Source organism: Armatimonadota bacterium, from assembly GCA_035527535.1.
GTDB lineage: Bacteria > Armatimonadota > Hebobacteria.
In genome coordinates, this window is sequence record DATLAK010000180.1 from 16,443 (window position 1) to 28,860 (window position 12,418).

A 12,418-nucleotide genomic window follows, 5' to 3' on the forward strand; every position below is an offset into this window, starting at 1 on the left:
TCGGATCACCCCGCCATGACCACCAGCGCCCCGCGGCGCACCTCCAGGCGTCTCGCGGAGCGGATCAGTTCCCTTCATCTGCAGTCACGATATGGTTTCTTGGCGCGCACGCGAGGCGCGCGGTCTTAGTTCTTGCAGGCCAGGGTCACCCAGTGCGTGTTCGGGTCCACGCTGACCACAAACCGATCGAGCATGTCCTGGGCCGGCTCGCCGATGCTTGCCTGGATCAGCGGCCGCAGGCGCTCATGCGCGAGCTCGACCTCGAGCATCCGCCGCACCAGCGACACCCCCTCTTCCGGCAACCCACGCGCGGCAAGATCCCGCACCAGCTCCTCTGCCAGCTCGTCTATTCGTCCGTGCATGGTCTGACAAGGCGTGTTCATTGGCTAACCAGTTTAGATATTCCACTAATCTGATTATACCCCTCTACTAAACCTGAATTTGGCTTCGCGACGCCCATTACGACCCGCCGCGAGGACAAGTGCCGCGGTCTCCCCATAAATGTTGGCATGATGCTACCCGCACGCACAGCGGCGCGCCGGGCCGCCGTTGATAGGCCCGGCGGAATGTGGAATCATCACCAGTAGCGCTCCCAGTTGACGGGGATCTTGCAGCGATGGCGAGTCTTCTGGTCGAGACCTCGGTCGGCGCCAGGCTGAGCGACAACCTGCTCAACCACGCGCAGATCATCTACGCCGTCGGGCCGCAGGTGCCCGGCGGCACGCAGCACCGCGCGCGCTTCGGGCTCCAACCTGACCCCCGACCTGGCGCAGTTGATTTCTCGCTCCTCCCTGCTTAGGGACGTCGTCGCCGCCGCCATGGTTCCCCGGCTGCTCGTCATTGCGTCGGATGACCCGAGGGTCGAGGGCCTGCACCGCGCCTTCGACCAGCCGCGACTGCCGGTTCTGGGTGGCTTCGTGGTAGCGCGCGTCGGCCGCGCCGCCCTGCGACTCCGGGCCGACGACCTCGCGCTCGTCTGGCGGGCGTGCGAGCACCTCTACCTGACGCACTACCGGGACTACTGGTCATCACGCGCGTCGGCCATGGCCAGCCTCGCCCAGCAGGTGGATGACCGGCTGCGCTTTGCTGACCTCCCGCGAAAGCTCGCCCACCTGACGGGGCGCGAACCCCCTCACGCCGACCTCGAGGTGTACCTGCTGGACACCGACGCCCTGCTGTCGTACGCTGATGAGCGCGAGCGCATCTGCGTCAGCACGGCCTTGCTCTCCCACTTCGAGCGCGTACTCGCCCATGAGTGCGCCCGCATCTATCTCCATAACCCCGGGTGGTGGGAGGTGGAGCCGTGCGCGGGGATCTGTGCGGGGCTACCGGGGGAACTGTTGGATGCGGTCGAGACCTGTGTCGCGCACTACCTGGCGGCCACCGTGGCGCTCCACTTCGGCCCCGACTCGGGGTTCTGGATGGTACATCCCCGGGTGGAGGAGGTCATCGCCCGGCGCTGGCCGGCCTTCGTCGCTGCGCCCGAAAGGGGCATTGACCTGCTGCTGGAGCAGGTGTTCGAGGAACTGCGCGGCGCCGACCCGCGCGGCGCGGCGGTGCACCCCTTGCGTCTCTCTGTCACCTACGACGAGGCTGGCACGCCCCTCGGCTGCACCATGAGCCCGGGACGGTTCTGAGATTCGGCCCGGCAACCTGGTGCGGCCGGCGTAGCGTAGGACCTCCATCAGGCCCACAATCCCAGGCAGCCCCACGGCTCTTACCCCTCCCCTGCAGGGACGATATCACGCCGCGTTATCGCCGTGCTCAGCATGGGGCCGGCGCATCACCGCCGTCGCCTCCAGCCGGTTGTGCGGCAGGCGACGCACGCGAATGTCCTGGTAGCAGCGCGACAGTCGCTCGATGGCTTCGCGTTCGTGTCGGCGGCGCGCGGCGGTGACGAACTTGATGGTCATGACCGCGATGCCGCCGGGCCGCAGCCGTCGGGCGAAGGCGCACATCAGCTCCGCCGACTCCGCCGGATCGAGGTTCATGTCGTTGACGATGAGGTCGAGCTCGCCCAGGTCGCGCGCGAGCGCCTCCTGCGCGGACATGCGCAGGTGCTGCACCCCCGGCCGCGGCGCTACTTGCTCGTCCAGCTCGCCCTTGTCCACCGCCACCACCGCACACCCCGCGTCCGCCAGCACGGCCGTCCATCCCCCGGGGGCGGCCCCAAGGTCCAACGCGCGCATGCCCGGCCGCAGCTCGATATCGAACGCGGCCAACGCCTCGCGCAACTTGTGCTGCGCTCGATTAAGCGGCCGCTCGCCCGGCGCGTACTTGCGCGCCCCGCGCAGCTCCTTGCGCACGAGCAACTCCGTGCGATTAACGCCGACGTACGCGCGGTCCTGAAAGATGTCAACGGATACAGTGTACTCGGGTTGCGCTTCGAACTCCGGCGCGCCGCCGGCCTGCTGCTCCAGCGCCATGCCCACCGCGCGCTCGACATCCCGGCTGCGAAATCCGTGCTCTCCACGCCGGCGGCAGCGGACAATGAACGTCGCTCCCCGCGGCAGGCGCGCCAGGCCCAGCGCCGCCTGGGCGAGCCGCACCGGCGATTCCGCGGTGGCGTCGAGCGCCACCTCTGCTTGCGCCGGCGCCACCCGGGCGATGAACCGCGTATCCGCGTCGCGCAGCCGCCCGATGGCTTCGTCCTCGGGCAGGCCTGTGCGGGCGATGAGATTTCCCTTGAGGAATAGCGAACGCGCCTCGACCTCGCCCCCTCGATTCTGCTCAGGGCAGGCCAGGACGCGGACCAGCTCGCGGCGGGCATCGCCTTCGCGCCCGGAGGCGCAGGTGATGATAAGGATTGTTCGCGGGTTTGCGCTCATGGGTGGTGGGTCCGCGGGCGCATGGGGATGGGAGCGGTTCGCGCACCGCCCCTACGGTTGCGTCAGGCCGTACTTGGTGCCGACGACTGGATTTGAACCAGCACGAGGTTAACCCTCACTAGGTCCTGAACCTAGCGCGTCTGCCATTCCGCCACGTCGGCACCTCGTCGCTCAGAATATACCACAAGCCCGCGCCCCGGTCAACGAGTTTGCGCTCCTCGCGCGGCAGGGGTATGATAGGTGCGCGTTGCGGGAAAGAGACCGAGGACGGAAGCTGGGCCGACGCGACCCAACCGCTCTGTTAACGCACGCGTGGTGTAAGCAAGTGGCAAGGAAGCTGATCTATATCCGTATGCTCCATGCTCTGTCCGACTTCGGAAGCCTAGGAGAGAGGTTGGAGACGGTGGGCCAGGAGATGCTGAGTGTCGCCGGCTGGCGGAAACATCAGGAAAGGGTGGCTGCGTTCTGGGACCGACTGCAGACGGAGCTGATGCTGAGATTGGAGAAGGAACTGCCCGGGGCGGACTGGGGGAGACTGCGGATCTACCAGGATGGAATGCCGGTTGCGGGAGAGGACGCCCGGCGAATAGTGAATGAGGTGGCGGATGCCGGGAGCCCGAACTATCAGCTGGTGAGAGAGCTGCTGGCGCGGGGAGCGCAGATAGAAAGGACCGAGGACGCCAGCCTACTCAGGGAGGAGCACGACCTGGTGCGCAAGCTCGTGGCCGCCCACGGGCCGGTAGAGAAGGCGCAGGCGCTGCAAGCCTATCGGCAGCGCAGCGACGCGCTGCTGCGGGCGCGGGATACCTTCATCGCCAGGCGGATTGACGAAGCCCTCGGCGAGGGAGAGCTCGGGCTGCTCTTTATCGGAGCGCTCCATCGCGTGGCGGATCACCTGCCACCAGACATCGAGGTCATCGCGCTCTCCTGAGCAGCCCGAGCGACACCGACGAATCGGCGTGCAGCCAGGCCCGGCTGGTCGGGCCGCCACGGCGGCCGAAGGCCCAGCCGCCACCTCCGGCTGCGGTATGCCCACCCCCGAGAGTCGTTCACCCCCTAGCCTCGTGCGCGGCCCTGCTTGTCCCCGCGGCTGAGTGCGCGCGGCCGCCGGTGAGAACGGCCATCGGGTGCGGGAGAACGCGACCGTTGTCGGGCATATGGACAATCTCTCTTAACTGACCCTTGTACGGCCCAGTGAAGCCTGGTATGGTCTTGTCGTCAACATGAAGTAGCGTCAGGGACAACCCATTGCGACGGTGGTCAAGGTAGCCACTCAACACTGTCCGACGACAGGGTCCGGGTGGCTTTTTCGTCCCTGAGATGCCGCAGCTGTCGGAGCTACGAGCGCGGCGCCTGCGCTCATGCTACATAGAAGGGAGGTGATAGAGAATGGCAGTAGAGAAGGCGATCGCTTCCTCCAGCCTGGTGGAGGTAATCGATCGGATCCTGGACAAGGGCGTGGTCATTGACGCGTGGGTCCGGGTGTCCCTGGTGGGCATTGAGCTGCTGGCCATCGAGGCCAGAATAGTCATTGCCTCAGTGGAGACCTACCTGAAGTACGCCGAGGCCATCGGGCTGACGGCCACCGCCGCCGCCCCCGCCTGAGCGGGGAATACGAAAACCGAGTAGCGAGGGCGCGGTCGAGATCCCGGCGGTTTCGACCGCGCCCACCCCTACATAACGCGGAGTTGACTGTGAACGGCGGCCCCGGAATGTGGGTTCCGTCGAGATGCGTGAGAAGAGGGAAACGACATGGGCACTTTGACCGAGCAGATGCGAAACCTAGCCGCGGACATCACCAGCAGCCGCGATGAGCGACACGCGTGGCTGGGCGCTCTCAAAGAAGAGGTGGGCGGCCTGCGGGCGGAGATCCGCTCCGGCTGTCGGGAGCGGAGGTCATGGGTGAAGTCGCTCCAAGGCGGGGTGCGCAAGATGTGCCGGGAGACCCGCGCCGATGTTCAGGGGGCGCGGGGAGCGTGGCAGGACGCGATCGCGGCGGGCGCACGCTCCGGCGCGGAGACCTCCCCGCCGAAGCACGCCAAGCTGGCCAGCAAACACCGCAAGTGACAAGTTGGGCGCCCCGGTAGTCGCCGGCGGGGCGCCCAACCCGAACTCGACCCGAATCCGGCTCGGGCCACGGAGAGAACGTGAGAATCGCAAGGCGCGAGCAGGGCATGGCCGAGGTTCGCTGCGCTTTCTGCCGCGGCGCGGGCAAAGACCCCTTCGACTTGCTGTCGAGACATGCGTTGTGCGAGGTGTGCGGGGGCGCGGGCAAGGTGATGGTGGCGGAACCCACCCACAGGTGCGCTTTCTGCCGCGGCAGCGGCGTGTTTCCGGGAAGCCGCCTGACCTGCACCGTGTGCATGGGAAAAGGCTTGGTCACAGTGGACGAGCCCGCCGCGGCGTGCCCGGCATGTGCAGGGGCCGGGGTGGCAGCGGGACACTCTCTGCCGTGTTCGGCGTGCGGTGGCAAGGGATTGTTGGCCGGAGTTTCGCCACACGCGACAAGGCCGAGCAGGGCAAAGGTCCTGCAGAAAGGCAGTAAATGACAGAGGACATGCTGATGACGGTGCTGGAGCCGCGGCCACAAAACGGCTTCGTCGAGACCGATCACGTGCGGAACATCATGACGCGGGGGCACAGCTACCTGGAGGCGGGTTTCCCGGTTCACTTTCGCGGCGGATCGGGCACCGGCAAGACGACATTGGCCATGCATCTCGCCCACCTGGTAGGGCGCCCGGTGGTGCTTCTCCACGGGGACGAGGAGTTGAGCACGTCTCACCTGGTGGGAGGCGAGCACGGCTACCACCTACGCAAAGTGGTGGACAACTTCATCCACTCAGTGCTAAAGACCGAGGAGGACTTCTCTCGCCGCTGGGTGGATAGCCGCCTCACTCTCGTGTGCAAGTACGGCTTCACCCTGGTATACGATGAGTTCACCCGTTCCCGGCCCGAGGCAAACAACATCTTGCTTTCCATTCTCCAGGAGGGGATCCTGGATCTACCCACGGCGCGCGGGGGCGAGAACTACCTGCGAGTCAACTCGCAGTTTCGCGCCATCTTCACCTCCAATCCGGAGGAATACGCCGGCACCCACAAGGTTCAGGACGCCCTGCGTGACCGCATGGTCACCATTGACCTGGATCACTTCGACTGGGAGACGGAGACCGCCATCACTCAGGCGAAATCCGGCAGCTCGCGACAGGATGCGGAGCGGATCGTGGATCTGGTTCGGGCCTTCCGCGAGCGAGTCCGCCACGATCTCGCTCCCACGGTCCGCGCATCCATCATGATTGCCAGGATCACCCGGGGGCGCGGGGCGACGGTGGACGCCGGCGACCAGGCCTTCCGCGAGGCCTGCCTGGACGTCTTGTGCTCGGAGCAGGGATGTGCCGGGCCGCGTTGCGATGGCAGCGAGCGCAAGGCCCTGGCGCGAGACCTGATCGAGGAAATGTGCGCGAACTCCGCCGGCGTGGAGCAAGCACCCGGGCACGCGCGTGTGCAGCATCAGCAGCCGGTGCCAGGTGCTGTCGGGCGCGTATGAGGCGCTCCGGGATCTGGTCAGACCGTCGGGGGGAAAGCTGCGGAGACAAGCGCGGAGTGCAGAGAAGCAAAGAGCTTCTCTGGCCTCCGCCAAGGGCTCAGGGCCAGCTCTTGGCGGGGAGCAGGGTCCTCGACTCCTGCCGTCTGTGTAATCTGTGAAACCTGCGGACGAGAATCCGTCCGCTCCGCGAACGCAGGTCTGGTTGGAGACTCTAAGGGGCATGCGGGCCTCAAGTCCCGCCGCGTCTCGTTAGGGTCACGGTGGCTTGCTGACATTGCGGTCTTGCCGGAGCGAAGGAGAAACGAGATGAGCGGTCAACAAACGACGCACGCGGCGGCAGAAGCAACACGAACGGTGACGGTCTTCTTCGAAGAGGTCCTGGGCAAGCGCGCGCGTGTGATCGCGCTGGAGTCAGACCCGCCGGGGTGGCGGATCTTGGTCGAGGCGGTGGAGGACAGCGACTACCTGCGGCGACTCGCCAGGAGCGATATGATGGGCGTCTATGAGGTGCGCGTTGGCCCCGAGCTGGAGGTAGTCTCCTATACGCGCAAAGGCCTGCGGGACCGCACCGCGCTGGAAATGACAGAGACGAGCGTAGGTTGAGCGCAAGGAGGAAGAGCATGGCACCCCACAACCGTCCAAGCGGAATCAGGACCAGCCTGCGGCAGCACCTCCATTCCCTTCCCCCCAGTCACCGTTCGCCCCACCTGGAGCGCCACTTGCTGGCCAAAGAGAAAGAGCGGCTGGAGCAAGAGATCGTGCGGCTGGAGCGTCGGTGTCGCCAGTGCCGACAACAAGCGGCTGACATCGAAGCGCAGCTGGCGACCGCAACCGAGGGCGCGAGCACCCGCTCCAGCATGCTGTCGCCCACGGGCGGCAACGAATGCGATGAGCGCCCATTCAGCCGCATGGCGGTTGACTACTGATAGCAGGGCGCAGCGCGGCCGAGCGCCGGTCGGGAGCGGTCGCGAGGCCCTGGCAAACGGGCCCGGGAGGAGAGAGACATGAGGAAGAGCGTGCGACCACCGATGGGGAGCGACCAGCGGGAGCCGGCGGAGGTTGACTTGGGGTTCGGCGTCGGCGGCATCTTCAAGGGCTTGGGCAATTTCATCGAGCTGCTCAGCGAGATGGCCGAGGAAGGCAGCCAGGAAGTCACCCGCACCGGGGAAGTGAAGGGGCCGGGCCGAACCCGGGCGATGTACGGGTTCACCGTCAAGCTGGGCGCCGGAGGCGTGCCTCAGGTGGAGCGATTCGGCACTGTCCGCGAACCGAAGATGGGCGCCGCCGTGGAGGAGGTGAGGGAACCGGTGGTTGACGTATTCGACGAGGGCAGCGAGGTGGTGGTGATCGCGGAGATGCCCGGGGTGGAGGAGAGCGACATCCAGTTCGAGATCAAGCAGGATATCTTGCTTCTCTCCGCGCGCCATGAGGAACGCAAATACAGCAAGGAAGTGCTGCTGCCGTGCGGCGTGCTCGCCGACACGGCCAAAGCATCCTATGCCAACGGTATCCTCGAGCTGAGGGTGACCAAGGCGTCGGCGGCGGGATAGGGGGAGTTTGCGGTGGAAGGGGAATCAGTGCGCAAGGACGGGGAAGTCGCCAGAGCCATCAGCCTACGGGTGGCCGAGGCCCTCAGCAAAGACGTGGGGCGCGGAATCGCTCGCGTGGACCCGGCGGATATGGAGAAGCTGGGGGTGCAAGTCGGCGACGTCATCCTCATCGGCGGGAAGCGCAAGACCGCGGCCCGCGTAATGCCAGCCTACCCTGAGCAACGCGGCAAGGGGATGCTGCAGATTGACGGCATCACCCGCGAAAACGCCCAGACCGGCTTGGACGAGAAGGCGATCGTGGAGAAGGCCGACGGCCGGCCCGCTCAGGTCATAGTTCTCTCCCCCCTCGGCAGCGTCGCGCCGTTACGCAGCGACAAGGACACCGGCTACCTGGGGCGCCTCCTGGAAGGCCTCGCCGTGACCGCGGGAGATAGGGTGCGGGCGACCCTTTTCGGCTCTCGCTTTCAAGAGTTCCTGGTGGCGGAGACAGCTCCCCGGGAGGTGGTCCTGGTACATAGCGCGACCACTATCAAGGTCCGCGAGGAGACGACTGAAGAGCGACGGGCCGGGATCAGCTATGAGGACATCGGCGGTCTGCACAAGGAGATCCAGCGGGTGCGGGAGATGATTGAGCTCCCGCTCAAGCACCCAGAGGTCTTTGAGCGGCTGGGGATAGAGCCCCCGAAAGGGGTGCTATTGCACGGCCCCCCGGGTACCGGCAAGACTCTCATTGCGCGTGCGGTGGCCAGTGAAACCGACGCCTACTTCGTCGCCATCAACGGGCCGGAGGTGATCCACAAGTTCTACGGCGAGAGCGAGGCCCGGCTCCGCGGCGTCTTCGAGGAGGCCGCTCGCCACGCTCCCAGCATCATCTTCCTGGACGAGATCGACGCCATCGCGCCCAAGCGGGCCGAGGTCACCGGCGAGGTGGAAAAGCGGGTGGTGGCGCAACTGCTCGCCCTCATGGATGGCCTGGAGCAGAGGGCGCAGGTGATCGTGATTGGGGCCACCAACATCCCCGGCAACCTCGATATCGCGCTGCGTCGCCCGGGGCGGTTTGATCGGGAGATCGCCATCGGCATCCCGGACCGGGACGGTCGGTTGGAGACGCTCCAGATTCACACTCGCGGCATGCCGCTCGCCCAGGATGTAGACCTGGAACACGTCGCCAACATCACGCATGGCTTCGTGGGGGCAGACCTGGCGGCGCTGTGCCGCGAGGCGGCAATGGCCTCTCTGCGCGCGTTTCTGCCGCGCGTTGACTTCGAGCTGGAAGCCCTGCCCTATGAGGATCTGCTCAGCCTCGAAGTGCACATGGAGCACTTCCTGGAGGCGCTGAAGGAAGTGGAGCCATCGGCGATCCGGGAGGTGCTGGTAGAAATTCCCGACGTGCGCTGGGAGCAGGTGGGGGGACTGGAGGAAGCCAAGCGGGAACTGCGCGAGACCGTTGAGTGGCCGCTCAAGCACGCCGGCCTGTTCACCGTCGCGGGCATCAAGCCGCCGCGGGGCATACTGCTCCACGGCCCTCCCGGCACCGGCAAGACCCTGCTGGCAAAAGCAGTCGCCACCGAGAGCGAGGTGAACTTCATCTCGGTCAAGGGCCCCGCGCTGCTGTCCAAATGGGTGGGAGAATCCGAGAAGGGCGTGAGGGAGACCTTCCGCAAGGCCCGGCAGGCGGCGCCTTGCATCATATTCTTCGATGAGATAGATGCCATTGCTCCGCAGCGAGGTTCGGCAGGAGACGGTCATGTGAGCGAGCGCGTGCTGAGCCAGTTGCTCACCGAGCTTGACGGCATCGAGGAGTTGAAGGGGGTGTTGGTGTTGGCGGCAACCAACCGCCTTGATATTCTCGACCCGGCCCTGTTGCGGCCCGGCAGATTCGATTCCCTGATCGCCCTGCCAGCGCCCGACGAGGAGGCGCGCCGCGAGATTTTCCGGGTGCACACAACCGGCCTGCCCCTGGCCGAGCCGCCCGACCTGGAGTCGCTTGCGCAGGCAACCGAGGGATTCGTGGGCTCCGATATCGAGGCGGTCTGTCGGAAAGCCGCGACGTTGGCGATCCGGGATTTCCTCGCCGCCAGCAAGACCGAGCAGCCGGACTACACCACTTTCGTCATCCGCGAGTCCAATTTCAAGGAGGCCCTGGCGCTGGTGGGCGCGCACATCAACCACCCAGGGCCGCGGGAGCGGTAATGGACGTCGAGGGCAAGTGCATCCTGTGCATCGTTGAAGCGGGACCGCTGGCGGATGTGCGCGAGAGCGGAATCTATACCATTCCCTATCGCGACATCGCCGCGGTGGTGAGGGACGTCCCGGTACCGGCGCCGCAGCCGACCCGACAGGATCTCGTGAGCCACCTGCGCACGATCGAGCAGATCATGACCACGAAGACCGTGATCCCGGTGGGATTCGGCAACACCGCGGGCAGTGAGCAGGAGGTGAGCGATGGCCTGCTGGCTGCCCGCTACGACGAGTGGCAGGCGCTGCTGGCACACCTGGCGGGCAAAGTCGAATTGGGGCTGAAAGTGATGTGGAAAGAGATGACCGCGGTGCTGGCGGAGATCGTGGCCGCACGGGAGGATATTCGCGCGCTGCGCGATAAGCTCGCGCGCCGACCGCAAGCCGGCGCCTATCAGGGCCGGATCGAGGTCGGCAGGCTCGTGGCCGAAGCGCTGGAGGTTGGGAAGGTCCAAGAAGGCGCGGCGATTCTGGAGCGGCTGGCGCCGTTCGCAGCCGAGACGCGAGGCGGGAAGCTGCTGGGGGAGAGCATGATCCTCAACGCGGCCTTCTTGGTCGAACGCCGGCGCGAGCCCGAGTTCGACGGCGCGGTGTCCCGGCTCGCGGAGGATTGCGGTGAGCGCCTGCTCCTGAAATACGTGGGCCCGACGCCGCCGTTCAATTTCGTCAGCGTCTAACGCACGCCGGGTTACGAGGACAAGCGGATGCCACTACTGAAGCTGTTGGCAGGTCTTCCACTCGCTCCCGTCAAGGGCATGGTCACGCTCGCGCGCCAGCTCCAACAGCAGGCCGAGCGAGAGAAGGAAGCGGAGCTCCTCCAGGTGCAGGCCGAGCTGTTGGAGTTGGAGCTCTGCTCCGGTCGTGGTGAGATGCGGGAAGAAGACCTCGTCGAGAAAGAGGCGGAGCTGCTGCAAAAGCTGGGTGCGCTCGCGGGCGTGGGCGCAGCGGGAGACCGGCAATGACCTCGAGGCAAGCGGCTACCGCCATCTATGTCTATTGCATCACGGAGGGGGAAGCCATCCGCGCCGATGCCGGACTGCACCCGTTGCGGGCGGTCCACTCCGTCGTCTATCAGGAGCTTGTGGCCGTGGCCAGTCAGGTGTTGTTGACGGAGCTCGGGCCGGAGGCACTGTCATCTCACCTAGCGGATGCCGCCTGGCTGGAAAGGGAGGCCCGGGGCCACGAAGCGGTGATCGAAGAAGTGATGCAGACCCGCACGGTCCTGCCGCTCAAGTTCTTCACCATCTTTCGCACCAAGGCCAAGGTGACCGCTTTGCTGCGCTCCCAGCAGGACCGATTCCGCCAGGCGCTCACCGCGCTCCGAGGGAAGGAGGAGTGGGAGGTGAAGCTGTTCGCGCAGCCGGGGGTTGCCAACGCCGGTGGGCCAGAGCACGAGCCGCAGGGGTCTCTGTCGGGCAAGGAGTACCTGCTGAGAAAGGCGGCGGCACGGCTGACGGCCTCGGCCGCGCTGGGCCGGGCGTATGCTGATGGGCAGCGGTGCTTCGAGGAGGTGGCAGGTTGCGTCGAGCACCTCCGGCTGATGCCGATTGACGCGGGCAGCAGCCTGGGGCAGACCGGTCTTATTGCGGACGCCGTCTGTTTGCTCGCCCGCGCGTGCGTTCCCGCCTTCTGCCAGCGTCTGGAAGCTCTGGGCAACGAGCTGAGGGCCAAGGGATTGCTTCTGCAGGCAAGCGGCCCCTGGCCCGCCTACCATTTCACCGGGGTGGAACACGATAATGTCGGTTCACCTGCGCCCGCTTGAAACCAGACAGGTCACGCTCTTCGATTTGCTCGACACCGCCCTCGACAAGGGCATCGTGGTGCAGGGGGACGCCACCATCTCAGTGGCGGATGTGGACCTTGTGTTCCTGGGCCTCAAGCTGGTGCTGACCTCGGTTGAGACCATGCGCTCCTGGCGGCGTGAGGCCGACGGTGGCCGGGAAGATGGAGGCAACCCCACCTGCGAGGCGCCGGCCATCAGAGAAGACCCCGAGGTTGGGGCAAGGGGGCGTCGGGTCGGGCCGCATGACGTCATGGCGAGCGAAGGCAAGCCTCCATCTACCGCGGCCGCGGGGCCGTGCCCGACGACAATCGAGCGCCTCGCAGCGGAGCCGGAGAAAGCCGAGAAGGGGCTAGCGAAGCTGGTGCTCACCGTGGTGGAGCTGTTGCGCAGACTGTTGGAGGAGCAAGCGGTGCGGAGGATGCATGGCGGCTCCCTGACCGACGACGAGGTGGAACGAATGGGCATGGTGTTTCAG

At 66.2% G+C, this 12,418-nt stretch carries 16 protein-coding genes and 1 tRNA gene; 14 read left to right on the plus strand and 3 right to left on the minus strand.

What is annotated here, in order from left to right; genetic code table 11:
- Positions 1-125: 125 nt before the first annotated feature.
- Positions 126-383: a hypothetical protein gene (locus VM221_13280; GenBank protein ID HUT75793.1), complete on the minus strand. Its 258-nt coding sequence runs from the start codon at positions 381-383 to the stop codon at positions 126-128.
- A gap of 233 nt (positions 384-616) precedes the next feature.
- Between VM221_13280 and VM221_13285 the strand changes: the two genes are divergently transcribed.
- Positions 617-799 carry a hypothetical protein gene (locus VM221_13285; GenBank protein ID HUT75794.1) on the plus strand — a complete coding sequence of 61 codons (183 nt, stop codon included), beginning with the start codon at positions 617-619 and terminating at the stop codon, positions 797-799.
- 19 nt (positions 800-818) lie between these two features.
- Positions 819-1,637, plus strand: coding sequence for a hypothetical protein (locus tag VM221_13290; GenBank protein ID HUT75795.1), 819 nt, complete (start codon positions 819-821; stop codon positions 1,635-1,637).
- A 105-nt stretch (positions 1,638-1,742) separates the two neighbouring features.
- Here the strand turns inward: VM221_13290 and VM221_13295 are convergent, their stop codons facing one another.
- Both VM221_13295 and VM221_13300 read right to left on the minus strand, forming a co-directional pair.
- The gene (locus tag VM221_13295; GenBank protein HUT75796.1) at positions 1,743-2,828 is read right to left on the minus strand and encodes an SAM-dependent methyltransferase; all 1,086 of its coding nucleotides are present in this window, start codon (positions 2,826-2,828) and stop codon (positions 1,743-1,745) included.
- A gap of 74 nt (positions 2,829-2,902) precedes the next feature.
- Positions 2,903-2,989: transfer RNA gene (locus tag VM221_13300), tRNA-Leu, on the minus strand.
- A gap of 233 nt (positions 2,990-3,222) precedes the next feature.
- Between VM221_13300 and VM221_13305 the strand changes: the two genes are divergently transcribed.
- The 12 genes from VM221_13305 to gvpJ form a co-directional block, all read left to right on the plus strand.
- On the plus strand, positions 3,223-3,759 hold the full coding sequence (locus tag VM221_13305) for a hypothetical protein (protein ID HUT75797.1): 537 nt from the start codon (positions 3,223-3,225) through the stop codon (positions 3,757-3,759).
- Between the two features lie 458 nt (positions 3,760-4,217).
- The gene (gene gvpA, locus VM221_13310) at positions 4,218-4,433 is read left to right on the plus strand and encodes a gas vesicle structural protein GvpA (protein ID HUT75798.1); all 216 of its coding nucleotides are present in this window, start codon (positions 4,218-4,220) and stop codon (positions 4,431-4,433) included.
- Between the two features lie 147 nt (positions 4,434-4,580).
- On the plus strand, positions 4,581-4,895 hold the full coding sequence (locus tag VM221_13315) for a hypothetical protein (protein HUT75799.1): 315 nt from the start codon (positions 4,581-4,583) through the stop codon (positions 4,893-4,895).
- Between the two features lie 478 nt (positions 4,896-5,373).
- Positions 5,374-6,372, plus strand: a complete 999-nt coding sequence (gene gvpN, locus VM221_13320; GenBank protein HUT75800.1) for a gas vesicle protein GvpN — start codon at positions 5,374-5,376, stop codon at positions 6,370-6,372.
- 306 nt (positions 6,373-6,678) lie between these two features.
- Complete coding sequence (gene gvpO, locus VM221_13325; GenBank protein ID HUT75801.1) at positions 6,679-6,975, plus strand: gas vesicle protein GvpO; 297 nt, start codon at positions 6,679-6,681, stop codon at positions 6,973-6,975.
- 17 nt (positions 6,976-6,992) lie between these two features.
- The gene (locus tag VM221_13330; protein ID HUT75802.1) at positions 6,993-7,298 is read left to right on the plus strand and encodes a hypothetical protein; all 306 of its coding nucleotides are present in this window, start codon (positions 6,993-6,995) and stop codon (positions 7,296-7,298) included.
- A 78-nt stretch (positions 7,299-7,376) separates the two neighbouring features.
- The gene (gene hsp20, locus VM221_13335) at positions 7,377-7,922 is read left to right on the plus strand and encodes an archaeal heat shock protein Hsp20 (GenBank protein HUT75803.1); all 546 of its coding nucleotides are present in this window, start codon (positions 7,377-7,379) and stop codon (positions 7,920-7,922) included.
- 12 nt (positions 7,923-7,934) lie between these two features.
- Positions 7,935-10,115 (plus strand): CDC48 family AAA ATPase, encoded by a 2,181-nt coding sequence (locus VM221_13340; GenBank protein ID HUT75804.1) that lies wholly within the window; start codon positions 7,935-7,937, stop codon positions 10,113-10,115.
- A complete protein-coding gene (locus VM221_13345; GenBank protein ID HUT75805.1) occupies positions 10,115-10,837 on the plus strand; it encodes a GvpL/GvpF family gas vesicle protein in 723 nt (240 codons plus the stop codon). Before VM221_13340 ends, VM221_13345 begins: the two co-directional genes overlap by 1 nt.
- A 27-nt stretch (positions 10,838-10,864) precedes the next feature.
- On the plus strand, positions 10,865-11,122 hold the full coding sequence (locus tag VM221_13350; GenBank protein HUT75806.1) for a gas vesicle protein GvpG: 258 nt from the start codon (positions 10,865-10,867) through the stop codon (positions 11,120-11,122).
- Entirely contained in the window at positions 11,119-11,922 is an 804-nt protein-coding gene (locus tag VM221_13355; GenBank protein ID HUT75807.1) for a GvpL/GvpF family gas vesicle protein, read from the plus strand. The genes VM221_13350 and VM221_13355 overlap by 4 nt, the downstream gene beginning before the upstream one ends.
- Positions 11,897-12,418: gas vesicle protein GvpJ (gvpJ, locus tag VM221_13360; protein HUT75808.1), on the plus strand; the 522-nt coding region annotated here is incomplete at its 3' end. The genes VM221_13355 and gvpJ, both read left to right, overlap by 26 nt.